Genomic DNA, 23,261 nt, shown 5'->3' on the forward strand with positions numbered 1-23,261 from the left:
ACCCCGGGCCGACGAGACACCCCCTAGCGCGCCAGGACCTCCAGGGCCCGGTCCACGTCCGCCGAGGAGTTGTACAGGTGGAAGGAGGCCCGCAGGTTGCCCGCGCGGGCGGAGACGAGCACGCCGGCCTCGCGCAGCGCGTCGCTGCGGTCGCCGAGGCCCGGGATGCCCACCACGGTGGAGTCGTCCGCGACCGCGGGGTGGCCGAGGGCGTCGAGCCCGGCCCGGAAGCGGGCGGCCAGCGCCTTGTTGTGGGCCTCGATGCGCTCGATGCCGATCTCCTCGAGGAGGGCGAGCGAGCGGGCCGCGCCGTGGTATGACAGGAAGGCCGCGGGCTCGTCGAACCGGCGTGCGGAGCGGGCCAGTTCGCGCACCGGGCCGTAGCTGTTGGCCCACAGGTCCTCGCCCGTGACCCAGCCCGCGTGGATCGGCCGCAGCACGTCCTGGGCCTCTTCGGTGACGGTGATGAAGGAGGCTCCGCGCGGGCAGAGCAGGTACTTGTAGCCGCCGGAGACGGTGAAGTCCCACTCCCCCGCGTACAGCGGCAGCCAGCCCGCGGACTGGGTGGCGTCGAGGAGGGTGCGGGCGCCATGGGCGGCCGCCGCCGCGCGGACGGCCGCGAAGTCGGCCGTCCGGCCGTCCGCCGACTGCACGGCGGAGAACGCGACGAGCGCGGTCTCGGGCCGCACGGACTCCGCGAGCCGCTCCAGCGGCACGTAGCGGATCTTCAGGTCGTCGCGGACGGTGAAGGGGGTGATGACGGAGGAGAAGTCGCCCTCGGGGAAGAGGATCTCGGCGCCGGCCGCCATGGACTGCGCCACCATGCCGACGTGGACGGAGACCGAGCTGCCGACCGCGACCCGGTCGGGGGTGACGTGGGCGAGCCGGGCGAAGGTGGCACGGGCCTCGTCGACGATGTCGAATTCGCCGGCGCCGCCGGGGCGGCCGGCCGCGGTCTCCTCGGCGAGGAGCGTGACGGCCTCGACCGTGCGGCGGGGCATCAGGGCGCAGGCGGAGGTGTTGAGGTAGGTCTGCTTCGGGGCGAACTCGGCTCCGCCCAGAGGGTCCAGGGTATCCATGGGCCCAGCCTGGATTCCCCACGATCTCACGTCAATTGTTGAAGATCATGGAGAATCCCCAAGGCCTGCTTATGGCCGAAACCCGGTCGGTTCCGCTCGGCGGGTCGGCGGCTCGCCAGGTCGGCAGGTCGGCAGGTCAGCGGCTCAGCAGGTGCCGTCGATGTCGCAGGCGGCGGCGTCCCCGCCGACCGGCTGCAGGGTGCGGCCCTGCCAGGCCTGCTCCAGGGCCTGGGTGAAGACCTCGGCGGGCTGGCCGCCGGAGACGCCGTACTTGCGGTCGAGGACGAAGAACGGCACGCCGTTCGCGCCGAGTTCGGCTGCCTCGCGCTCGTCGGCCCGTACGGCGTCGGCGTACGCGGTCTCGTCGGCGAGCACCGCTCGGGCCTCGGCCTCGTCGAGGCCGGCCTCGACGGCGAGGGCGACGAGGGTCTCGGCGTCGAAGACCGAGCGCTCCTCGGCGAAGTTGGCGCGGTAGGCGAGGTCCAGGAGCTCGTTCTGCCTGCCGCGCTCCTTGGCCAGGTGGAGGAGGCGGTGGATGTCGAAGGTGTTGCCGTGGTCACGGCCCTCGGTGCGGTAGCCGAGGCCCTCGGAGTGGGCGTTGGAGGCGACGTGGGCCTCCATGGCGCGGGCCTCGTCGAGGGTGCGGCCGTATTTCTTCGCCAGCATCTCCAGGACCGGGCCGGTGTCGCCCTTGGCGCGGTGCGGGTCGAGCTCGAAGGAGCGGTGCACGACCTCGATCTCGTCGCGGTGGGCGAAGGCCGCGAGTCCCTGCTCGAAGCGGGCCTTGCCGATGTAGCACCAGGGGCAGGCGATGTCGCTCCAGATCTCGACGCGCATGGTGTGGCTTCTCTCCTGGACTGGGGGGCGGGTGTTCCGTGGCGGAAACGCCCCGGCCTGCCGGGTTCATTCCGCCGCGGGGCCCAGTGTGAGGCGGAGCACGAAGGGGGTGCCGGAGCGGGGGGTGTCGGGGTCCGGTGTCCAGCCGAGGGCCGCGCAGAGGGCCTGGGCGCGGGTGCCGTTCTCGTTCGGATCTCGGATATTGGATCTCGGATATTGGATCTCGGATATTGGATCCGATCATGATTCGTCAGGACGCGGAGACCGCGGGCGTGGCTCCGGCGAGGCGGCTGAAGGACGCCCGGTAGGCGCTCGGGGTGAGCCCGGTCCTGCGCAGGAGGTGCTGGCGCAGCGAGTCCGCCGTGCCGAGGCCGCTCGCCCGGGCGACCTGGTCCATGGGCAGGGAGGTGGTCTCCAGGAGTTCCTTCGCGCGATCGACGCGCTGGTGCAGCAGCCATTGGAGCGGGCTGACGCCGGTCTCGGCGTGGAAGCGGCGCGAGAGGGTGCGCACGGACACCCCGGCGTGGCGGGCCAGGTCGGTGAGGGTGAGCGGCCGGTCGAGGTGCTCCATGGCCCAGGCGCGGGTGGCGGCGAAGGAGACCCCGCGCTCGGGCGGCAGCGGAGTGCGGGTGAACTGGGCCTGGCCGCCGGGCCGTACGGGGGCGACGAGAGCGAGCCGGGCCACCGCGTTGGCGACGGCGGCGCCGTGGTCGGTGCGGATGATGTGCAGGCACAGGTCGATGCCGGCGGCGTAGCCGGAGGAGGTGAGCACCTGGCCGTCCTGGACGAAGAGCACGTCGCCCTGGAGGTCGACCGTCGGATGGCGTTCGGCGAGCAGCTCGCGGTAGGCCCAGTAGGTGGTGGCCGCGCGCCCGTCGAGGAGCCCGGCGGCGGCGAGCGCGAAGGAGCCGGTGCAGATGGAGGCGATCCGCTTGCCCGCGGCGGCGGCGCGGCGCAGCGCGTCGAGGATGCGCGGATCCGGGTCGGTGTACGAGCCGCTGCCGGCCAGGATCACGGTGTCGGCCGAGTCCGCCGCGTCGAGCCCGAGCGGCACGTGCAGGTCGAGGCCGCCGGTGGTGGCGACGGGGCCGGGGTCGGGGGCGCAGAGGACCGTCTCGTAGCCGGGGGCGCCGTCGATGTCGACCTTGGCGAAGAGCATCTCCGGGATGGCGAGGTTGAACATGGAGACGGGCGGGGCGGCGATGACGGCGACGCGCCGGACACAGGACATGGCCAGAACCTCCGGTCATATGGCATTCGGGCCACTACTCTACGGCCGCCATGATCACCAGGCTGGGCGCATGACAACGACCGACCTCTCCGACACCCCCGGATCCACCGCCGCCTCCCCCGGATCCACCGTCGCCTCCCCTGGACCGACCGTCGCCTCCCGCGGGGCCGCCGCCCCGGCCCGTACCGGATCGCCCGGCCCGGCGCTCGCCGCCGCGATGCTCGGTTTCGCCCTCATCACCCTCGACACCTCGGTGGTCAACGTCGCCCTGCCCGCGATCGGCGCCGACCTGCGGGCCGGGATGACGGGTCTGCAGTGGGTGGTCGACGCCTACACGCTGGCCTTCGCCGCGCTGCTGCTGTCCAGCGGGGCGCTCGCCGACCGGATCGGCGCGAGCCGCGCGTACGGCGCCGGGGTCGTCGTCTTCGCCCTGGCCTCCGCCGCCTGCGGCCTGGCCCCCGGCCTGCCGGCGCTGCTCGCGGCCCGTACGGTGCAGGGCGCGGCGGCAGCGGTGATGCTGCCGGCCTCCCTCGCGCTGGTACGGGAGGCGTACGGCGATCCGGTACGGCGGGCCCGCGCGGTGTCGCTGTGGGCGGCGGGCGGCACGGTCGCGGTGGCGCTCGGCCCGGTCGCGGGCGGTGCGCTGACCACGGCGTGGAGCTGGCGCGGGATCTTCTTCATCAACTTGCCGCTCGGCCTCGTCGCGCTCCTCCTGCTGGCCCGGGTGGCCGCCTCGGCCAGGCGTCACGCGCCGCTGGACCTGCCGGGGCAGCTGACGGCGATGGCGGCGCTCGGCGCGCTGACCTTCGCGGCCATCGAGGGCGGCACGGCCGGGTGGTGGGCGCTGGGTGTCGCGGTGGTCTCCTTCGCCGCCTTCCTGCTGGTCGAGGCCCGCCGGGCGCACCCGATGGTGCCGCTGGGGCTCTTCCGCGACACGACGGTCGCGGTGGCGGTGGCGGCGGGCTCGGCGAACAGCGTGGCCTTCTACGGCATGATCTTTGTCTTCAGCCTGTTCTTCCAGCAGGTCCTCGGGCTGTCGGCGCTGGGCGCCGGCCTGATGTTCCTGCCGATGACGGGACTGCTCGCGGGCGTGAACGTGCTGTCGGCGAAGGTGGCGGCCCGGTACGGGGCCCGGCTGCCCATCGTCGTGGGCCAGGTCGTTGCGGTCGCCGGTCTGCTGGGCCTGCTGACCGTGGACGCGGACACCCCGCGTGCGGCGCAGGCGCTGCTGCTGGTGCCGCTGGCGCTCGGGGCCGGGTTCTCGCTGCCGCCGCTGATCGCCTCGATGATGGAGGCCGTTCCGGCCGAGCGGGCGGGCACGGCGGCGGGTCTGCTCAACGCGATCCGGCAGACGGCGGGTGCGCTGGCCGTCGCGGTCTTCGGCTCGCTGGCCGCCGAAGGCATGGCGACGGCGCTGCGGACCTCGGCTCTGATCAGCGCGGCGCTCGTGACCGTCACCGCCCTGGCCTCGACCCGGCTGCCGCGGCACCGTCAGGCACTGCGCCGATAGCGGCCCGGGGCCACTCCGTACTCCCGCTTGAACGCCTTGGCGAAGGCGAACTCCGAGGAGTAGCCGGCGCGTTGGGCCACGGCCCGCAGCGGCAGGTCGTCGGTGCGCAGCAGCCGGCCGGCCGTGGTCATCCGCCACCAGGTGAGGTACGCGAGCGGCGGCCGCCCCACCAGGGTGGTGAACCGGCGGGCGAACGCGGCCCGTGACAGGCCCCCGAGGGAGCCGAGCTCCTCGACCGTCCAGGCGCGGGCCGGGTCGTCGTGCAGGGCGCGCAGGGCGCCGGCGACGGCCGGGTCGCTGAGGGCGGCGGACCAGCCGGTGGACCGGTCGGCGCGCTCGGTCAGCCACCAGGTGCGCAGCAGGTAGAGCAGCAGGGTGTCGAGCAGGGCGGGGACGATCCTGTCGGATCCGGGCTGGGGTTCGGCGAGTTCGGCGCCGAGCAGGTCGACGGCGGCGCGCAGCCGGGGGTGGGCGCCGATCCGGGCCGGGATGTGGACGTACGGGGGCAGCTCGGTGAGCAGGGGGTGTGCGCGGGCCCGGCTCAGCTGGTAGGCCCCGCACAGGAGCAGGGTCTCCTCGGTGCCGACGGGCCCGCGGTCGGGTCCGGTGGGCCAGGAGCCGTCGGGCGCGGGGACGGCGTCGGCGAGCGGGGTGTCGGGGCGGTCGGCGAGGCCGTGTCCGGTGCCGTGGGCGAGCAGCACGACGTCGCCGGGGCCGAGCCGGACGGGCGCCGAGCCGTCGGGGGGCAGCAGCCAGGCCGTGCCCTGGAGGACGACGTGGAATCCGGCGCCTCTGGTGGCGGGGAAGCGGATGCCCCAGGGGGCGAACCTGACGGTACGGGAGGAGTGCGGCCGGCCGGTGCGCATGGCGGCGATGGCATCGCTCAGTACGTCCATGCCCGGCACCGTAGCGCGCTCCGTGGGGAGGGAGACGATCGGACATGGTCGGGAGAGATCGGGATATGGATCGTCTCTGCGCGTACGCCTAGCGTCGTGGTCATGGGAAATGACATGAAGACGACGGCGGTGGTGTTCCACGAGCTCGGCGGCCCGGAGGTGCTGACCGTCGAGGAACTCGTCCTCGCGGCGCCGGGGCCGGGCGAGGTGCGGGTGCGGGTCGAGGCGATCGGTCTCAACCGCGCCGAGGCGCTGTTCCGTTCGGGCGGCTACTACTACCAGGCGACGCTGCCCGGTTCGCGGCTCGGCTACGAGGCGGCCGGGGTGGTCGAGGAGGTCGGCGAGGGCGTCACGGCTTTCGCGCCGGGCGACGCGGTGATGGCGGCGGCCAACTTCGACTTCGGGGTGTACGGGGTGTACGCGGAGCGGGTGGTGCTGCCGCAGGAGTACCTGGTGTCGCGGCCCGCGGGGGTGGACGCGACGGCCGGGGCGGCGGCCTGGCTGGCGTACTCGACGGCGTACGGCGGCATGGTGGAGGCGGGCGGGCTGCGCCCCGGCGGCCATGTGGTGATCACCGGCGCGTCCAGCGGGGTGGGTACGGCAGCGATCCAGACGGCGCTGCGGATCGGGGCCGTGCCGATCGCCGCGACCCGCGGGGCGGCCAAGCGCGGGCGGCTCCTCGACCTGGGCGCGCCGCACGTGGTGGCGACGGACGAGACGGATCTGGTCGACGAGGTGCGGCGGATCACCGGTGGCCGGGGTGCCGACGTCGTCTTCGACCCGATCGGCGGCCCCGGTTTCGCCCGGCTCGGCGGTGCGCTGCGCCCGGAGGGCACGGCGGTGCTGTACGGCTGGCTGGACGAGCGGCCGGCCGAGGTGCCGATGCAGTGGCCGCTGACGGTGCGGGGCTACGCCAACGGCGCGGTCGTGCGGAGCCCGGAGGGGCGCGCCCGGATGGCCGGGTTCATCGGCTCCGGGCTGCGCGACGGCTCGCTGGCGCCGGTGGTCGCCGAGACCTTCGAGGGTCTCGCGGCGATGCCCGACGCCCACCGGCTGATGGAGTCGAACACCCACACCGGGAAGATCGTGGTGCGGGTGTAGGGGGTCCCGGGCGCCTCCGAGCGCGGCACGCCCGGCGGGCGGTCCCGGGCGCCTCCGAGCGGGGCACGCCCGGCGGGCGGTCCCGGGCGCCTACGAGCGGGGCACGCCCAGCGGGTTGTCGTCGCGCAGTTCCGGCGGCAGCAGGTGCTGGGGGGTCGACTGGTAGGTGACCGGGCGCAGCCAGCGTTCGATCGCCGTCCCGCCCACCGAGGTGCTGGTGGAGGTGGCGGCCGGGTAGGGGCCGCCGTGGTGCTGGGCGGCGGCGACGGCGACGCCGGTGGGCCAGCCGTTGACGAGGATCCGTCCGGCCAGCGGTGTGAGTTCGGTGAGCAGTGAGGCGGCGGCGGGGTCCTCGCCGGCGATGTGCAGGGTGGCGGTGAGGTTGCCGGGCAGCATGCCGAGGATGGCGCTGACCTGGTCGCGCGAGGTGTAGCGGGCGACGACGGTGACGGGCCCGAAGCACTCCTCCAGGAGCAGTCCGTGGCCGCCGCCGGGCAGCAGGCCCGCGTCGACGGTGAGGACGCCGGCGCTGACCGTGTGCTCGCCGCCGGCGCCGGGGGTGACGGGGGCGGTGACCTCGGGCAGCGCGGCCCGCTCGCGTACGCCGTCGAGGAAGGCGCCGCGCATGCGGTGGTCGAGCATCACGCCGGGTTCGGTCTCGCTGACGGCGGCGGTGAGCGCGGCCACCACGCGGTCGCCGGCCTCGCCCCGGGGCGCGAGGACGAAGCCGGGCTTGGTGCAGAACTGGCCCTCGCCCAGGGTCATGGAGGCGGCGAGCCCGGCGCCGAGCTCGTCGGCCCGCTCCTCGGCGGCGGCGCCGGTGATCACCACCGGGTTGAGCGAGCCGAGTTCGCCGTGGAAGGGGATGGGTACGGGCCGGGCGGCGGCCGCGTCGTGGAGCGCCCGCCCGCCGCGTACGGAGCCGGTGAAGCCGGCCGCGGCGATCAGCGGGTGGCGGATGAGCCGCACGCCGGCGTCGAAGCCGTGCACGAGGGAGACGACGTCCTCGGGCAGGCCGGCCTTGGCGGCGGCCCGGCGCAGCAGGGAGGCGCAGAGCTCGGAGGTGGCCGGGTGGTCGGGGTGGGCCTTGATCACGACGGGGCAGCCGGCGGCCAGGGCGCTCGCGGTGTCGCCGCCGGGGACGGAGAAGGCGAGCGGGAAGTTGCCGGCGGAGTAGACGGCGACGACACCCAGCGGGATCTTCATGCGCCGCAGGTCGGGGGTGGGCGGGGTGGTCGTGGCATCGGGCAGGGAGATCGTCACGTCGAGGAAGGCGGCTTCGTCGACGATGTCGGCGAAGAAGCGCAACTGGGCGGTGGTGCGGGCGAGTTCGCCGGTGAGCCGGACCGGTCCGAGCGCGGTCTCGGCGTCGGCGGCCTCGATGACGTGGTCGCCCGCCTCGTCGAGCAGGTCGGCCGCGGTCCGCAGCAGCGCGGCGCGGGCGGTGCGGTCGGCGAGCGCGCCCCGGGCGGCGTGCGCGGCCCGTACGGCCCGGTCGATCTCCTCGGCTGTGGCCTCCACCGCAACCTGTTCCCGCGGCTTTCCCGTCCGGGGGTCCACACTCCACACTGGTTCTGCTGCCACCGCCACGCACCTCGTTCGCTATTCTGAACACTGTCCCTGTAGGTGAATCCGCAGCGGACTCTATTGACGGCCGAGCCGTCTCCACAAGAGGCTTCGGGAAGAGGGGCGAGGGCGATGTCGACGAACGACGCGGGTGGGGCCCAGGTCAAGTCCGCCGTACGGACCGTGGAGTTGCTGGAGTACTTCGCCGGGCGGCCCGGCATGCACTCCCTCGCGGCCGTGCAGGAGGCCGTCGGCTACCCCAAGTCCAGCCTGTACATGCTGCTGCGCACCCTGGTCGAGCTCGGCTGGGTGGAGACCGACGCGACCGGCACCCGGTACGGCATCGGCGTGCGGGCGCTGCTCGTCGGCACCTCGTACATCGACGGCGACGAGGTGGTGGCCGCGGCCCGGCCCACCCTCGACCGGCTCTCCGACGACACCACGGAGACCATCCACCTGGCCCGCCTCGACGGCACCAACGTGGTCTATCTGGCGACCCGCCAGTCCCAGCACTACCTGCGGCCGTTCACCCGCGTCGGGCGCCGGCTTCCTGCCCACTCCACCTCGCTCGGCAAGGCGCTGCTCGCCACCCACAGCGACGAGCAGGTGCGCAAGCTGCTCCCCGAGACGCTGCCGGCGCTCACCGAGCACACCCTCACCGACCGCGAGCAGCTGATCGAGGAGCTGCACGTCATCCGCGAGCAGGGGTACGCGGTGGACCGCGAGGAGAACACCCTGGGGCTGCGCTGCTTCGGCATCGCCATCCCCTACCGGACCCCGGCGCGCGACGCCATCAGCTGCTCGGTGCCGGTGGCCAGGCTGACCCCGGGGCACGAGCAGCTGATCAAGGACGCGCTGTTCGACGCGCGCGACCGGCTCGCGCTGGCGACCCGCCGCCTCTGACCCTTCGGGGCGGCCGCTCTCCCCCGTGCGGCGGAGGCGGTTCGTCTCGAGGCAGGAGGTGGCGGGGCCGGTCCTGGCGGGACGGTGGGGGCATGACGACACCGACCCTTCCCGCCATCACCGCCGCCGCGCCTGCCGGGCCCCTGCGGCTGACCCTGCGCGTCCTCGCGATGGTCGCCTGCCTCCCGTACATCGTCATCAAGGTCGCCTGGGTGGCGGGCAGCAGGATCGGCATCCCCGACGGCAGCGTCCTGCTCGACCATCCCGCGATGATGGCCGTCGGCAACGGGATCTCGGTCGTCGCCGACGCCGTCGTGGTGCTGCTCGCGCTGCTCCTCACCCGGCCGTGGGGGCTGCGGGTACGGGCCTGGCTGCTCCTCCTGCCGGTCTGGGCGGCGATCGGGCTCATCGGCCCGATCATGGTGGCCTATCCGGCGCAGGTCGTCGTCTCCCTCTTCGGCGCCTCCGCCACGGGCACCCCCGCTGCTCCCCCGGAGCCCTTCCTCGACTCGTGGGTCTTCCCCGTCGTCTACGGCGGCTTCATCGTCCAGGGCCTCACCCTCGGCACCCTCTTCGTCCTGTACGCCCGGGACCGCTGGGGCCACGTCTGGCGCGGGCGCCTGGGAGAGCTGCCGGCCGGCGTGAGCGGCCCCGCCGTGCGGGCCTGCGCCGTCGCCGCGGCCGTCATCGCCCTCGTACCCGCCGCGCTGCACACGCTGTGGGCCTGCGGCATGGCCCGCGGCCTCCCCCGCGACCTCGCCGCCGCGTACGACGCCGACAACGCGATCGTGGACGCCATGCGCGCCGCCTTCCTCGTCCTCGCCGCCGTCGTGACCCTCCTGCTCGTGCTGCGCCGCCCCGCCGGGCTGCGGGTGCGCACCGCGATGGCCCTGGCGTGGGTGTCCTCCGGGGCGGCCGGGTGCTGGGGCGCGTACATGTCGCTGGTCGTGCTCATGCCGCAGACCGATGCCGGGAAAGAGCCGCCGGGCCTGATGACCACCGCCTACGCTGGCGAAATGATCACCGGATTCCTGCTGGCCGGCTGCCTGGCCGTGGTCCTGAGCCGCCGGAGCACCTCGGTATGACCCGGCTGTGGGGCGCCCTCTTCGGGCAGCGGGCCAGGCGGCGCTGGCTCCATCTGATCCTGGGCGGCGCCCTGTTCATGCCGTACTGGCTGGTCGGTTCCGTGGTCGTGGGGCCGTTCGGCGGCGGGAACGGGACCTTCTCCGGGAGTCTCGGCTTCCAGCTCGCGGCGTACGCGGTCGGGCTGCCGATCGCCGCGGTCACCGCGCTCTTCCCGCTCGCCCGGCCGATGTCGGTGGCGGCGGCGCGGGCCCTGTGCGGGGTGGCCCCGGACCGGTTCGCGGACGGGCCCGCCCGGGGGCGGGGCGCGAAGACGCGGACCTCCGGCTGGTTCGTGCTCCACGTGGGGGCGGGCGCGCTGCTCAGCGGGGCCACGCTGGCACTGCCGCCGTTCGCGCTCGCCGTGATGGCGCTGCCGTTCTCGGCGGAGCTGCGCGGCTCGGAGGTCGGCCGGTTCTGGCATCTGGACCAGGCATGGCTCGCCTGGGCCGGGGTGCCGCTCGGGCTGCTCCTGCTGCTCGCCCTCGCGGGTACCGCCGCGGCGACCGGCGCGCTCCTTGCCCGGCAGGCGCCCCGGCTGCTCGGGCCGAGCCCCGTGGACCGGCTCGCGGCGGCCGAGCGGCGCGCCGCCGAACTGGCCGTACGCAACCGGCTCGCGCGCGAGCTGCACGACTCGGTGGGCCACGCCCTGAGCGCGGTCACCCTGCAGGCGGGCGCGGCGCGCCGGGTGCTCGACTCGGGGACCGACCCCGGCTTCGTACGGGAGGCGCTCACCGCGATCGAGGAGACCACCCGGCGCACGGTCGGCGAACTCGACGCCGTCCTCGGCCTGTTGCGCAGCGGCGAGGACGACGGCGAGCTCGCCGCGCCCGGCCTCGACGTGCTCGACGCGCTGGTGAGGGGTGCCGGGCCGCGGGTGGCGCTGAGCGTCCGCGGGAGCCTGGAGGGCCTGCCGGATGCGGTGTCGCGCGAGGCGTACCGGATCGTGCAGGAGGGGCTGACCAACGCCGTGCGGTACGCGCGGGACGAGCAGGTGACGGCGCGGATCGCGCTGTCGGGGGACGAACTGGAGATCACCATGGAGAATCCGCTGCCCGGCAGCGCGCCGGTCAGCCGCCCGGACGGCGGGCGCGGCCTGCGCGGCATCGCCGAGCGGGCCCGGCTGCTCGGCGGCACCGCCCAGGCGGGCCCGGTGGACGGCACCTGGCGGCTGGCCGCCCGCCTGCCGGTGGGAGGCGGGCGGTGATCCGGGTGGTGCTCGCCGACGACGAACGCATGGTCCGCACCGCGCTGCGCGTGATCCTGGACGCGGAGCGCGACCTGGAGGTCGTCGGGGAGGCGTCGACCGGCGCCGAGGCGGTGTCGGTGGTGCGGGAGCTGCGGCCCGACGTGGTCCTGATGGACGTGCGGATGCCCGATGTCGACGGCATCCAGGCGACCCGGCAGATCCTGGCCTCGCTGCCCGAGGCCCCGCGGATCGTGGTCGTCACCACCTTCGAGAACGACGCCTACGTGTACGACGCGCTGCGGGTGGGCGCGGCCGGCTTCCTGCTCAAGCGGGCCGCGGCGGAGGATCTGGTGGGCGCGGTCCGCCTGGTGGCGCGCAGTGACTCCCTGCTCTACCCGGCCGCCGTCCGCGGCCTCGCCGCCGAACACGCCCGCCGCAACCCGCCGGTCGCCCCCGCCTGGGCGGCCCGCCTCACCGAGCGGGAGGCCGAGGTGCTGCGCTTGATGGCGAAGGGCCTGACCAACGCGGAGATCGCCGCACCGCTGGGCGTCGGCCCGGCGACCGTGAAGACGCACGTGGCCTCGGTCCTCGCGAAGACCGGCGCCAGGGACCGTACGCAGGCCGTGATCGCCGCGTACGAGTCGGGCTTCATCACACCCCGCTGACGGCGGGGCCGGCCGACCACGGGGGTGCCGGCCGGCCCCGCGGCACCTCTGGTGAACGTGCGCTGAGAAACCTGAGAATCCTGAGAATCACGCCACATCCGGAACGCCCGCCCCCGCTCCGCTCGTCCCGCATATGGGATGAACAAGACGATCAGGCGCGCCTCGGTCTTCTCGTTGCTCCTGGTGCTCGCCCTCCTCGGGCGGGCCACCTGGGTGCAGGCGTACGAAGGCAAGGCCCTCGCGGACGACAAGACCAACCGGCGGAAGATCATCGCGCAGTACGCGCAACCGCTCGGGAACATCATCGTGGCCGGTTCGCCGGTCACCGGTTCGAAGGAGACGAAGGGCGGCGACCTCGCGTACAAGCGGGACTACACCGACGGCGAGCTGTACGCGGCGGTCACCGGGTACAGCTCGCAGGCCTACGGGGCGACCCAGCTGGAGGGCATCTACTCGCACGTCCTGGACGGCACCGACACCCGGCTGAAGAACCCGGTGGACGCACTCACCGGCAAGCAGGCGGAGCCGGGCGCCGTCCTGACGACGATCGACCCGGCCGTGCAGAAGGCCGGCTTCGAGGCACTCGGCGACAAGAAGGGCGCAGCCGTCGCCATCGACCCCAGGACGGGCCGGATCCTCGGCATGGTGTCGACGCCGTCGTACGACCCGTCGAAGATCGCCGGGCTGACGGACGGCGACGTGTGGCAGCGGCTCACCGAAGACGAGAACAAGCCGCTGGTCAACCGGGCGCTCAGGCAGCCCCTGCCGCCGGGATCGACCTTCAAGCTGGTCGTCGCGGCCGCGGCCCTCGAGGACGGCCTGTACGGCTCCGTGGACACCGCGACCGACAGCCCCGACCCGTACAAGCTGCCCGGCTCGACCCGCTACCTGAAGAACGAGAACCCTTCCGCGCCCTGCGAGAACGCGACCATCCGCACCGCGCTGCAGTACTCCTGCAACAACGTCTTCGCGAAGATGGCCGTCGACCTCGGGCAGGACAAGGTGAAGGCGATGGCGGAGAAGTTCGGCTTCGACGACAAGGAGCTCGACGTCCCCGTGCGCGCCTACCCGAGCGTGTACCCGTCCGGCATGGACGAGGCGCAGACGGCACTGAGCGGTATCGGCCAGTTCGACGTGACGGCCACGCCCCTGCAGATGGCGATGGTGTCGGCGGCGATCGCCAACGACGGTCTCCTGGCGAAGCCGCACATGGTCTCGAAGGTGGTCGACGCCGACGGCGACGCGCTCCGGTCGTACGAGGACGGTGACACCACGCGGATCGTGTCCTCCGCCACGGCGGAGCAGCTGCGCAGTGCGATGCGGACGGTGGTCGACAAGGGCACCGGCTCGAACGCGGCGATCGACGGCATGGAGGTCGGCGGCAAGACGGGCACCGCCCAGCACGGCGAGAACAACAGCAAGACCCCGTACGCCTGGTTCACCTCGTACGCGAAGGACCCGGCCACCGGGAAGGAGGTCGCCGTCGCGGTGATGATCGAGGACTCGGGAGCGGCCCGCTCCGAGGTCAGCGGCAACGGCCTGGCGGCGCCGGTGGCGCAGAAGATGATGAAGGCCGCGCTGAAGTGAGCCGAAGGCGGGGTGAGGTGAGCCGGCTGAGGCGCGGTGAGGTGAGGTGAGGTGAGCCGGCTGAGGCTCGGCCACGTGGGCTGAAGGCGGGGGCCGGTGGAGCGGCCGCCCCCGCCGCACGGTATGCAGGTGTCCTGTCATGCCCCGTGCATATCCTCGACCTCGCGGAGGACCGCCGTGCGTCTGCCCCGTTCCCTGTCCGGCTGGACCATGGCCGTCTTCGGCGTCCTCGCCGCGGTCCTGGGCGTCGTGGGCCTGGTCTCCCCGGACACGATGATCCGCCTCATGGGTTTCTCGCCGGTACCCGGGGCGAGCCGCGCGGACGGCGACCACACCCTCGTCTTCCTGACGGCCTCCTCGATGGCCGCCCTCAACATGGGCGTCTACTACGTCCTGGCGGCCCTGGCCGACTGGAAGCCGTTCTTCCGCTGGACGGTCCCCTTCCGCCTGCTCACCTGCACCGTGTTCACCCTCGCCGTCGTCACCGGCCGCGCTCCGTCCGGCTTCCTCGGCGTGGGCCTCTGGGAGGGCCTGGGCGCGCTGACGACGGGGGCGGCGCTGCGGTACGAGACGCGGCGGGCGCGGCGGCAGGCGGTGGCGTGACGGCCGGCCGGCACGGCGGCCCGGTGCGGCGTGGGCCGGCTGGGCGTGGCCCGGGCAGGCGGCGAACCTGATGCTCCGGCGGGCCCGCCGTCGTGTCGCGTCGCGACCAGGCGGCGGGGGAACGGAACCCGGGCGCCCGGAACTCCGGCGCGCGCCCGGTCAGTCGACACGGGCGACGATGGCCCGCGCGCACTCCAGGGACTCGGCTCGTGTCGTGTCGACCTCCAGGTCGTAAAACACGCCCTGATGCACGACGTCCGCCTGGAGGGCGGCCATCCCCCGGACGCGGTCGCCCCGGGCGATCTCCCGCCCGGCGGCGACCGCGCCGTCGCACCGGACCCCGACCCAGAGCACGTCCAGGCCGTCGAGGACCTTCCGCCATCGCTGCTGGGACTCCGCGCCGCCGAGGAAGACGTCGTCGACGACGATCCGGGCACCTGCCCGCGCCATAGCGGCGATGCCCTCGGCCCAGGCCGCCTCCAGTGCCCGGAATTCCGTCCCTACGCTCACCCCGCCGTCCGCGCCGATCTCCAGCCCCCCGTCCGTCCCCTCCATCGTGGCGGGCATCGCGTCGACGAAGGAGTCGACCCCGAACGCGAGCCAGGGATCGGGCAGTACGGCCTGCAGACACCGTACGATCCCGGACTTCCCCGAGCTGGACCCACCGTTGAGAATGATCATCCGAGTCGTCACGGCGCCACACTAGGCCGCTCCCCATACCGCGCGCGAAGCGAATATCGCGACGCCGGCCAGCCCCTTAGGGCATCTGCCCGATCCGGCGCGCCCTCCTCAGACGTCAGCCTGCCGTCATGCGCATCCCCCTCTATCTGACGGCGGTCCTCGTCTCCGGCTTCGGCACCACCGCGATGTGGCTGGTCTCCGGCATCTGGGTGAAGTCCCTGACCGGCTCGGACTCCCTGGCGGCCCTCAGCACCTTCGCCCTGTGGGCACCGGTCCTCCTGGGCCCCGTCCTCGGCTCGCTGGTGGACCGCGTGCGCCGCCGCCCCCTCCTGATCGCGGCGAACACCACGATGGCGGCGCTGCTCCCCCTGCTCCTCTGGGTGGACCGGCCCGGCCGGGTGTGGCTCCTGTTCGCGGTCCTCGTCGTGTACGGGGCACAGGGCACGGTGCACGAGGCGGCGGAGACCGCCCTGGCGGCGACGGCTCTGGACCGGAACCGGCTCGGCGACCTCAACGGGCTGCGCATGACGGTCAACGAGGCGATGAAACTCATCGCCCCACTGGCGGCCGCCGGCCTCTTCACCGCGTACGGCGGCGGACCGGTCGCCCTGCTCGACGCGGCGACGTTCGCCGCGGCGGCAGGCGTCTTCACGCTGCTGCGCGTGCGGGAGGAACGACCGAAGCGCACCGAACGGCCTCCCGTCGCGGACGGCGTCCGCCTCCTCTGGGGGTCGCCCTCCCTGCGCCCCCTGGTCCTGGCCGGCGGCTTCACGATGCTGCTCGCGGGCCTCAACGGGGCTGCGATCTACCCGGTGGTGGACCGGGGGCTGGGCCACGCACCCGCGTACGCCGGGGTGTTGTACGCCGTGCAGGGCGCGGGTTCGGTGGTGGCGGGCCTCGTGGCGGGCCCCCTGCTGCGACGTACCGGGGAACGGACCCTGGCGACGGCCGGCCTCGCCCTCTTCGCCCTGGGAGTCGGCGCCCGAGCCCTGCCGGACGACCCGACGGCTCTGGGGGCGAGCGGCCTGATCGGCCTCGGCCTGCCCTGGGTGCTGATCGCCACGATGACGGCGGTCCAGCGGGAGGTCCCCGCGGAGGCGGTGGGCCGGGCCGCCGCGACGGCGAACACCCTCGTCTTCGTGCCGAACGCCGTGGCCCTGGCTCTGGGGGCGGGCCTGGTCGCGATGACGGACGTACGCGTGCTGTTGCCGCTCCTCGGCGTGGCCGGCCTGGCGGGAGCGACGGCACTGGGGACGGGCAGGCGCGACAACCCCGTCACGCCGTAACGGCGGCCCGTTGGAGGAAGGGCCGCGCCCGGAAGGCTTGCCCGGAAGGCCGTGCTCTCCGTTCAGCCGATGCTCGTCAACGCCTCCCGTACCGCCACCAGGTCCGCGTCCGAGGCCAGCCCCGCGTGGTAGAGCCGCAGTTCGGTGGCCCCGGCCTCCCCGGCACGCTTCGCGTCCTGGGCGAGGGTCGCGGGCGACCCGCCCATCCCCGTCACCACACCCAGGTTGGCGACGAGCACGGTCCGGGCGCGGGCATGCGCGGCGAAGGCCGCGACATCGGGCGCCGGCGTCACGACCCCGTCGGCGACCCGGAGGATGTGCTCCGGGTCCGTGCCCGCGTTCGCCCCGCTCCGGTACGGGGCCGGGTCCGCGTGCAGCAGCACGCGAAAGCCCCTGGGCGCGGCGGCCCGCACGGCGGCCACGGCGGCCTCCTGGAGGCCACGAGCCGCCTCCAGGCGCCAGCCGAGGGCCGCCTCCGCGAGGGCGGCGTCCAGCGCGGCCTCCCCCGAGCCCCGCCAGACCGGCTCCAGGGCCCCCCGCACGGCCCCCGCCAGGCGCTCCGGGTCCGCCCCGTGCCTCCCGTACCCGGCGCGGCAGGAGGAGCAGAAGCACAGCGACATCAGATACCGCGCCGTGTCGTCCAGACCGACACCGGCCGTCTTGTCGTGGCCGTGCAGGTGCGCGAAGCCGTACCAGCCGCACGATTCCAGCTCGGTGCCGGCCGCCCCCTGCCGTACCGCCGCCTCGGCCGCGAGCTCCACCAGGTGGGCACGGACGGCGTCCTGGCCGATGCAGGGGGCCCAGGGGTAGCGGTCGCCGTACGCGTTGACGACGGACGTCTCGGGGTGTTCGGCGCCGAGCCGGGAGTTGTGGGCGAGGACGACCCAGCTGTGGACCTCGAGGCCCGCCTCGGCGAGGGCCTCCGCGGCCGCCCCGTACGCGTCGCCAGGAGCCCAGTCGCCCGCCGCGTACGGCTTGAGGGCGTGGCCCTGCCAGCGGGCGGCGTCCGGCGGGTAGAGGACGGCCGCGTGGGAGGCGGTGACGATGCGGTGCCGGGGGTGGCGGGGGGTGAGGGCGCGCGTGGAGTGGTAGGCGGAGGCGAGGGTGACCTGGTCGAGGCCCAGCCCGGCGAGGCGGCCGGCAGCGGCGGGATCGCCGTTGACGTCCCATGGATAGACGAAGGCTCCGGTCCGCGTCATCGGCCGCCCTCCGTGAGAAGGACGCGGCCGCGCTCGATGATGCCGGCCAGCTCCTTGAGGTGCTCGGGCGCCGGTTCGCTGAGCGGCGGGCGGACCTCGCCGACGTCGAGCCCGTTCATCCGGACCGCCGCCTTGACGAGGGAGACGGCGTATCCGCGGCCGCGGGAGCGGAGTTCGGCGAGCGGACGGTAGAAGCCGTCGATGAGCCGGGTGGCGGTGGCGTCGTCCCCGGTGGCGAGGGCCCGGTGGAAGGCGAGGGCGATGTCCGGGGCGAAACAGAAGACGGCGGAGGAGTAGAGGGTGACGCCGATGCCCCGGTAGGCGAGGCCGGTGAGTTCGGCGGTGGGCAGGCCGTTGAAGTAGAGCAGGTCGAGCCCGGCGGTGCGGACGGCGCTGACGATCCGCTGCATCAGGTCGAGGTCGCCGAGGCCGTCCTTGAGGCCGATGATGCCGTCGGTGCGGGCGAGGGCGACGGCGGTCTCGGGGGTGAGGACGGCGTTGTCGCGCTGGTAGACGATGACGTCGAGCGAGGTGGCGGCGGCGAGTCCGGCGTAGTGGCGCAGCAGGCCGGCCTGGTCGGCGACGACCAGGTACGGGGGCATGGCGAGCAGCCCGTCGGCGCCGGCGTCCTCGGCGAGCCGGGCGTAGCGGACGGCCAGCGCGGTGCCGTAGCCGGCGCCGGCGAGGACGGGGACGCGGCCGGCGGTCTCCTCGACGGCGGCGGCGACGCAGTCGCGGAACTCCTCGGGGGTGAGGGCGTGGAACTCGCCGGTGCCGCAGCAGGCGAAGACCGCGCCCGCGCCCGCGTCGATCCCGGCGCGGACATGGGCGCGGAAGGTGTCGAGGTCGACGGTGCCGTCCGGGCCGAATGCGGTGACGGGGAAGAAGAGAAGGCCGTCGAGCCGTTCGGCGAGCGGGGCAGTGGTCACGGGCGCTCCCAGGGGCAAAATCTGTCGTGCACCATTCTGACTGTCGTCCATATTCATGAACGCCTTCACGCTAGAGGAGGGCGGAAGGGCCGGTCAAGATACAAACTCCTCATGTCACATGGTTCCTTGACGGTCCGGCATGCCACTGCCTAGCGTGACGCCTCGTCCATGTTTGTGAATGCGCTTTACGGACGGAGACCGCCCTCATGACCCCCGCCCCCCGCACCGTCCTGCTCACCGGCGCCGCCGGCGGCGTCGGCACCCTGATGCGGGAGCTGTTGCCCGCGTACGGATACGAGCTCCGCCTGCTCGACGTGGCCCCCGTCCCCGGCGCCCCGGACGCGATCGTCGCCGACCTCGCCGACCGTGCGGCGCTGCGGGAGGCCGTCCGCGGGGCGGACGCCGTGATCCACCTCGCGGGGATCTCCCTGGAGGCGGACTTCGACAAGATCGTCGCCGCCAACATCACGGGCACCCACAACCTCTACGAGGCCGTGCGCGAGGAGGGGGTGCCCCGGGTCGTCTTCGCGTCCAGCAACCACGCCGTCGGCTTCACCACGCGGCCGCGCCCGGGCGAGCCGCCGCTGCCCGTCGACACCCCGCACCGGCCCGACACCTTCTACGGCCTGTCCAAGGCCTTCGGCGAGGACCTGGCCCAGTTCTACTGGGACAAGCACGGCGTCGAGACCGTCTCGGTGCGCATCGGCTCCTGCTTCCCCGAGCCGGCCTCGGTGCGGATGCTCTCGATCTGGCTGAGCCCCGCCGACTGCGCCCGGCTGTTCCACGCGGCGCTCACCGCGCCCGAGGTCGGACACACGGTGGTGTACGGCTCCTCCGCGAACACCCGGGAGTGGTGGGACCTCTCGTCCGCCCGCGCGCTCGGCTACGAGCCGAAGGACGACTCCGAGATCCACGCCGAGCGGATCATCGCGGAGAACGGCCTGCCGGCGCCGGGCAGCGCGGACGACGTCTACCTGGGCGGGCACTTCTGCGTGAACCCGCCCCGCTGGCCGCACTGAGCGCCACCCGGACCCGGCGGGCCGGCGGAATCAGCGGAGGGCGGACCCGGCGGGCCGCACGGGGAAGTCACGGGCCCGGCCGGACAATGCGGGGGAGCCGGCCGGGACCCGGGTCGACACGTGCGCTGCCGCACGCGGACAAGCCGACGATATGCGCCCGTCAAGATCATCGCGAGCCGCGGAACGCGGCAACTGTCCGCAAAGCGCGATGCGTTCACTCGCGCTCCACACGAGGGGCGCGACGCCCTCACCCGCGCAGCGTGCGCGAGGGCGTTTCGCCGAACCGCGCCCGGTACTGCGCCGCGAACCGTCCCGGGTGGGTGAACCCCCAGCGCCAGGCCACCTCGGTCACGCTCAGCCCGTCCGGGTCGCCCGTCCGCAGCTCCGCGTGGACCCGCTCGAGCCGGACCTCGCGCACGTACGCCATGGGGGACATCCCCACGTACTCCCGGAACGACTCCTGGAGCCGGCGCACGCTCACCCGGGCGAGGGCGGCGAGTTCGGTGCTGGTGAAGGGGTGCTCGGGGCGGGCCCGCACCGCGTCCATGGCCCGCTTGACCGGCGCGGGCCTGGCCGGCTCGCCCGGCCGGGCCAGCTCGTCCCGCCAGGGGTGGTCGGCCGCGAGCAGCAGCCCGTTGAGCAGCGCCTCCTGGAGCGGCCGCGCGACCAGCTCGTGGGTGGCAAGGCCGTCCCCGGCGAGCGCCCCGTACGCCACCTGCCGGGCGAAGGTCACCCAGCTCAGACCGGGACCGCGCGTGATGTCGAGGCCCGGGCCGAGGGCGAGCCGGCCGCGCGGCGCTCGCCCGAGCAGCTGTTCCAGGCGGTCCCGGAGGGCGGCCGCGCCGACCTTGACCGAGAGGGTGCGGCAGTCCCCGCTCCACCGGTCGAGGAAGGTGTCCCCCGCCGGGTCGAGCAGCACCGCGTCCTGCGCGGTGGCGACCAGCCGGCGTCCGCCCGCGCCCTGGCGCAGCTCCATGGTCCCGCTCATCGGCGCGTTGATGTGGAACGCCCCCAGCTCACCGAAGCGCATCCGCACGTCCGTGCCGCAGCTCAGGTCGCCGATCATCAGCGGCCCGAGCCCGACGGTGTCGAAGCGCGCCGCGAAGGGACGTTTCTGCGCGTCGATCACGTCCATGAAGTTGGCGTAATAGCGCGCGTCGATCTCCTCGCGCGCCTCGTCCACGTCCCGCGTCCGGAAAGAACTCCCACCCACGGTCCGAAAGAATATTCATATGACGGACGTGACCGGGAACGGCAGGATGCCCGTCATGCCACAGCCACGGGGATTTGCCTACGAACAGCGCGCGGACAGCACCGTCGCCATCACGCACCACGGCCGCGCGGCCGCCACCCTGCGCGGCGGACGCGCGGAGAAGTTCCTGGCGGAGGTCGAGTCCGGGGACCCGCAGCTGGTCATGGCCCGCTGGACGGGGGCGTACAAGTTCGGCAACGAGCGCATGGCGCGCAACCACCCGCGTAACCGGAGTGGCCGAACCGGCGGAAGGTAAGGGAACGGCAAAGGTGTCTCGTTCGTTACCCCGGTCATGACCGCTATGACCCCCGGCTCGAACATCCCTCTCACCGCCGCGCGCGTGGCGGTGGACGTGGCCGCCCCCGTGCGGCTCGACGTCTCGGGCCTGCTGCTCGGCGCCGACGGCAAGGTGCGCTCCGACGACGACTTCATCTTCTACAACCAGCCCACCGGCCCCGGTGTCAGCTACCGCTCCGGCGGCGGCACCGCGCCGGACGCGATCCTGGTGGACACCGCCGCCGTGCCGGCCGGCGTCGAGAAGATCGTGGTGACCGCGAGCCCGGACGCCGCGGGCCAGACCTTCCAGGGCATCGAACCCACCGCGACCCTGCGCAACGCCGACGACGGCAGCGTGCTGGCCACCTTCACCCCGCCGCGGCTCGGCACCGAGACGGCGCTCGTGGTCATGGAGATCTATCTGCGGGGCGGCGCCTGGAAGGCCCGTGCGGTGGGCCAGGGGTACGCGAACGGGCTCGCCGGGATCGCCACCGACTTCGGCGTCAGCGTGGACGAGGAGCCCACGCCCACGCCGGCATCCACGCCGACGCCCGCCCCCGCCCAGGCCCCCGCTGCCACCCCGGCTCCGGCGCCGGTCGCGGCCCCCGCCCCGCCCGCCGCTCCCCCGGCCCCGCCGGCCGCGCCGCCCGTGGGCACCGGGAAGATCAACCTGGACAAGGGCCGGGTCAGCCTCCAGAAGAACCAGACGGTGTCCCTGGTCAAGGGCGGCCGCCCGCTCCTGTCCCAGGTCAAGATGGGCCTCGGCTGGGAGCCCGCGTACCGCGGCAAGGACATCGACCTCGACGCCTCGGTCATCGCCTACGGCCCCCAGCGCAACCACATCGACAGTTGCTACTTCGGCAAGCTGTCCATCCTGAACGGCGCGATCAAGCACTCCGGCGACAACCTGACCGGCGAGGGCGCGGGCGACGACGAGGTCATCGTGGTCGACCTCGGCCGGCTGCCCGCCGACGCCACCGGCCTGGTCTTCACCGTGAACTCCTTCTCAGGCCAGAAGTTCACCGAGGTCGCCAAGGCCTACTGCCGGCTCATCGACGCCGCGAGCGGCGAGGAGCTGGTCCGCTTCGACCTGACCACGGCGGAGCCGCAGACGGGCGTGATGATGGCCAAGCTCATCAAGCAGTTCTCCGGCGAGTGGGAGATGACGGCGATCGGCGAGTTCGTGAAGTCCCGCACGGTCCGGGGCATGGTGAAGCCCGCCGCCCAGGCGCTGTGATCAGAACAGCGTGCTGTACGCGTTGAGGGCCGGCTGGCCGCCGAGGTGGACGTAGAGGACGGTCGAGTCCGAAGCGATCTCGCCCCGGTCCACCAGGTCGACCAGTCCGGCCATCGACTTCCCCTCGTAGACGGGGTCGGTGATCATGCCCTCCGTGCGGGCGGCGAGCCGCATCGCCTCCAGGGTGGCCTCGTCCGGGATGCCGTACACCCCGGCGTGGTAGCGGTCGTCGAGCTCGACGTCGGCGTCGTCGAGCGGGCGCTCGACGCCTATGAGGGCGGCCGTGTTCCGGGCGATGCGGGCGATCTGCTCGCGGGTGGCCGCCGGCTCGGCCGAGGCGTCGACACCGACGACCCGCCGGGCCCGGCCGCCCTCCTCGGCGAGCGCGGCGAAGCCCGCGACCATGCCGGCCTGGGTGGAGCCGGTCACCGAGCAGACCACCACGGTGTCGAAGAAGACGCCGAGCTCGTCCTCCTGCTCGGCCACCTCGTAGGCCCAGCGGGCGAAGCCGAGCCCGCCGAGCCGGTGGTCGGAGGCACCGGCCGGGATCGCGTACGGCCGGCCTCCGGCCTCCTCGACCTCCCGCAGGGCCTGCTCCCAGCTCTCCTTGAACCCGATGCCGAACCCGGCCCGCACGAGCCGCACGTCGGCGCCGGCGAGCCGGCTGACGAGGATGTTGCCGACCTTGTCGTAGACGGCGTCGGGCCAGTCGACCCAGCTCTCCTGCACCAGCACGCACGTGAGGCCCGCGTGCGCGGCGACGGCGGCGACCTGGCGGGTGTGGTTGGACTGCACGCCGCCGATCGAGACGAGGGTGTCGCATCCCTGGGCGAGGGCGTCGGCGACCAGGTACTCCAGCTTGCGGGTCTTGTTGCCGCCGTACGCGATGCCGGAGTTGCAGTCCTCCCGCTTGGCCCACAGCGTGGCCCCGCCGAGGTGGTCGGTGAGCCGCCGCAGCGGGTGGACGGGCGAGGGCCCGAAGAGGAGCGGGTAGCGGTCGAAGTCGGCGATCGTCGGCATGCGGGCTCCCGGAGTGGTGGCGGCCTGTGGCCTGGATTCCTGAGGGGTCCTGCCGGCCAGGCCGGGCCGGACC

22 protein-coding genes are annotated in these 23,261 nt (G+C 73.9%); 12 read left to right on the top strand and 10 right to left on the bottom strand.

Annotation, left to right across the window (positions count from 1 at the left end; all coding sequences use genetic code 11):
- Positions 1 to 23: 23 nt before the first annotated feature.
- From ACIGEZ_RS00405 to ACIGEZ_RS00415, 3 genes are all read right to left on the bottom strand, one after another.
- Positions 24 to 1,079, bottom strand: a complete 1,056-nt coding sequence (locus tag ACIGEZ_RS00405) for an aminotransferase class V-fold PLP-dependent enzyme (RefSeq protein ID WP_399824267.1) — start codon at positions 1,077 to 1,079, stop codon at positions 24 to 26.
- Between the two features lie 144 nt (positions 1,080 to 1,223).
- The gene (locus ACIGEZ_RS00410) at positions 1,224 to 1,916 is read right to left on the bottom strand and encodes a DsbA family oxidoreductase (protein ID WP_399824268.1); all 693 of its coding nucleotides are present in this window, start codon (positions 1,914 to 1,916) and stop codon (positions 1,224 to 1,226) included.
- A 250-nt stretch (positions 1,917 to 2,166) separates the two neighbouring features.
- On the bottom strand, positions 2,167 to 3,147 hold the full coding sequence (locus tag ACIGEZ_RS00415; protein WP_399824269.1) for a GlxA family transcriptional regulator: 981 nt from the start codon (positions 3,145 to 3,147) through the stop codon (positions 2,167 to 2,169).
- 70 nt (positions 3,148 to 3,217) lie between these two features.
- Between ACIGEZ_RS00415 and ACIGEZ_RS00420 the strand changes: the two genes are divergently transcribed.
- The gene (locus ACIGEZ_RS00420; RefSeq protein ID WP_399824270.1) at positions 3,218 to 4,657 is read left to right on the top strand and encodes an MFS transporter; all 1,440 of its coding nucleotides are present in this window, start codon (positions 3,218 to 3,220) and stop codon (positions 4,655 to 4,657) included.
- Here the strand turns inward: ACIGEZ_RS00420 and ACIGEZ_RS00425 are convergent.
- Positions 4,639 to 5,553 (bottom strand): AraC family transcriptional regulator, encoded by a 915-nt coding sequence (locus ACIGEZ_RS00425; protein ID WP_399824271.1) that lies wholly within the window; start codon positions 5,551 to 5,553, stop codon positions 4,639 to 4,641. The genes ACIGEZ_RS00420 and ACIGEZ_RS00425 overlap by 19 nt on opposite strands.
- Before the next feature lie 102 nt (positions 5,554 to 5,655).
- Between ACIGEZ_RS00425 and ACIGEZ_RS00430 the strand changes: the two genes are divergently transcribed.
- A complete protein-coding gene (locus ACIGEZ_RS00430; RefSeq protein WP_399824273.1) occupies positions 5,656 to 6,654 on the top strand; it encodes a zinc-dependent alcohol dehydrogenase family protein in 999 nt (332 codons plus the stop codon).
- Between the two features lie 90 nt (positions 6,655 to 6,744).
- Here ACIGEZ_RS00430 and ACIGEZ_RS00435 read toward each other — a convergent pair whose 3' ends face one another.
- On the bottom strand, positions 6,745 to 8,238 hold the full coding sequence (locus ACIGEZ_RS00435; RefSeq protein WP_399824274.1) for an aldehyde dehydrogenase (NADP(+)): 1,494 nt from the start codon (positions 8,236 to 8,238) through the stop codon (positions 6,745 to 6,747).
- A 114-nt stretch (positions 8,239 to 8,352) separates the two neighbouring features.
- Between ACIGEZ_RS00435 and ACIGEZ_RS00440 the strand changes: the two genes are divergently transcribed.
- The 6 genes from ACIGEZ_RS00440 to ACIGEZ_RS00465 all read left to right on the top strand — a co-directional run bounded on the left by ACIGEZ_RS00440 (position 8,353) and on the right by ACIGEZ_RS00465 (position 14,289).
- The gene (locus ACIGEZ_RS00440) at positions 8,353 to 9,123 is read left to right on the top strand and encodes an IclR family transcriptional regulator (RefSeq protein ID WP_399824276.1); all 771 of its coding nucleotides are present in this window, start codon (positions 8,353 to 8,355) and stop codon (positions 9,121 to 9,123) included.
- A gap of 92 nt (positions 9,124 to 9,215) precedes the next feature.
- Complete coding sequence (locus ACIGEZ_RS00445) at positions 9,216 to 10,208, top strand: hypothetical protein (RefSeq protein ID WP_399824278.1); 993 nt, start codon at positions 9,216 to 9,218, stop codon at positions 10,206 to 10,208.
- Positions 10,205 to 11,452, top strand: coding sequence for a sensor histidine kinase (locus ACIGEZ_RS00450; RefSeq protein ID WP_399824280.1), 1,248 nt, complete (start codon positions 10,205 to 10,207; stop codon positions 11,450 to 11,452). The genes ACIGEZ_RS00445 and ACIGEZ_RS00450 overlap by 4 nt, the downstream gene beginning before the upstream one ends.
- On the top strand, positions 11,452 to 12,099 hold the full coding sequence (locus tag ACIGEZ_RS00455; protein WP_399826127.1) for a response regulator: 648 nt from the start codon (positions 11,452 to 11,454) through the stop codon (positions 12,097 to 12,099). The genes ACIGEZ_RS00450 and ACIGEZ_RS00455 overlap by 1 nt, the downstream gene beginning before the upstream one ends.
- A 138-nt stretch (positions 12,100 to 12,237) precedes the next feature.
- The gene (locus ACIGEZ_RS00460) at positions 12,238 to 13,686 is read left to right on the top strand and encodes a peptidoglycan D,D-transpeptidase FtsI family protein (RefSeq protein WP_399824282.1); all 1,449 of its coding nucleotides are present in this window, start codon (positions 12,238 to 12,240) and stop codon (positions 13,684 to 13,686) included.
- A 210-nt stretch (positions 13,687 to 13,896) separates the two neighbouring features.
- Positions 13,897 to 14,289 carry a hypothetical protein gene (locus ACIGEZ_RS00465; RefSeq protein WP_399826129.1) on the top strand — a complete coding sequence of 131 codons (393 nt, stop codon included), beginning with the start codon at positions 13,897 to 13,899 and terminating at the stop codon, positions 14,287 to 14,289.
- A 159-nt stretch (positions 14,290 to 14,448) separates the two neighbouring features.
- On the opposite strand, the gene cpt is transcribed toward ACIGEZ_RS00465, so the two are convergent.
- The gene (gene cpt, locus ACIGEZ_RS00470; protein ID WP_399826132.1) at positions 14,449 to 14,970 is read right to left on the bottom strand and encodes a chloramphenicol phosphotransferase CPT; all 522 of its coding nucleotides are present in this window, start codon (positions 14,968 to 14,970) and stop codon (positions 14,449 to 14,451) included.
- Positions 14,971 to 15,098: 128 nt separating this feature from the next.
- Here cpt and ACIGEZ_RS00475 point away from each other — a divergent pair, with 128 nt between their 5' ends.
- The gene (locus ACIGEZ_RS00475) at positions 15,099 to 16,256 is read left to right on the top strand and encodes an MFS transporter (protein WP_399824283.1); all 1,158 of its coding nucleotides are present in this window, start codon (positions 15,099 to 15,101) and stop codon (positions 16,254 to 16,256) included.
- Positions 16,257 to 16,318: 62 nt separating this feature from the next.
- On the opposite strand, the gene ACIGEZ_RS00480 is transcribed toward ACIGEZ_RS00475, so the two are convergent.
- Positions 16,319 to 17,455, bottom strand: coding sequence for a hypothetical protein (locus ACIGEZ_RS00480; RefSeq protein WP_399824284.1), 1,137 nt, complete (start codon positions 17,453 to 17,455; stop codon positions 16,319 to 16,321).
- On the bottom strand, positions 17,452 to 18,384 hold the full coding sequence (locus tag ACIGEZ_RS00485) for a 5-dehydro-4-deoxyglucarate dehydratase (RefSeq protein ID WP_399824285.1): 933 nt from the start codon (positions 18,382 to 18,384) through the stop codon (positions 17,452 to 17,454). Before ACIGEZ_RS00485 ends, ACIGEZ_RS00480 begins: the two co-directional genes overlap by 4 nt.
- A 206-nt stretch (positions 18,385 to 18,590) precedes the next feature.
- On the opposite strand from ACIGEZ_RS00485, the gene ACIGEZ_RS00490 reads away from it, so the two are divergent.
- The gene (locus tag ACIGEZ_RS00490; protein WP_399824287.1) at positions 18,591 to 19,403 is read left to right on the top strand and encodes an NAD-dependent epimerase/dehydratase family protein; all 813 of its coding nucleotides are present in this window, start codon (positions 18,591 to 18,593) and stop codon (positions 19,401 to 19,403) included.
- A gap of 247 nt (positions 19,404 to 19,650) precedes the next feature.
- Here the strand turns inward: ACIGEZ_RS00490 and ACIGEZ_RS00495 are convergent, their stop codons facing one another.
- Positions 19,651 to 20,616 carry an AraC family transcriptional regulator gene (locus tag ACIGEZ_RS00495; protein WP_399824288.1) on the bottom strand — a complete coding sequence of 322 codons (966 nt, stop codon included), beginning with the start codon at positions 20,614 to 20,616 and terminating at the stop codon, positions 19,651 to 19,653.
- Positions 20,617 to 20,671: 55 nt separating this feature from the next.
- Between ACIGEZ_RS00495 and ACIGEZ_RS00500 the strand changes: the two genes are divergently transcribed.
- Positions 20,672 to 20,911 carry a hypothetical protein gene (locus ACIGEZ_RS00500; RefSeq protein WP_399826135.1) on the top strand — a complete coding sequence of 80 codons (240 nt, stop codon included), beginning with the start codon at positions 20,672 to 20,674 and terminating at the stop codon, positions 20,909 to 20,911.
- A 45-nt stretch (positions 20,912 to 20,956) separates the two neighbouring features.
- Entirely contained in the window at positions 20,957 to 22,168 is a 1,212-nt protein-coding gene (locus ACIGEZ_RS00505; protein ID WP_399826137.1) for a TerD family protein, read from the top strand.
- On the opposite strand, the gene ACIGEZ_RS00510 is transcribed toward ACIGEZ_RS00505, so the two are convergent.
- Positions 22,169 to 23,188 (bottom strand): 1-aminocyclopropane-1-carboxylate deaminase, encoded by a 1,020-nt coding sequence (locus ACIGEZ_RS00510; protein WP_399824289.1) that lies wholly within the window; start codon positions 23,186 to 23,188, stop codon positions 22,169 to 22,171. It lies immediately after the preceding gene.
- Positions 23,189 to 23,261: the final 73 nt, after the last annotated feature.

This window comes from Streptomyces sp. NPDC085481 (assembly GCF_044541845.1).
In the GTDB taxonomy this organism is placed as follows: domain Bacteria; phylum Actinomycetota; class Actinomycetes; order Streptomycetales; family Streptomycetaceae; genus Streptomyces.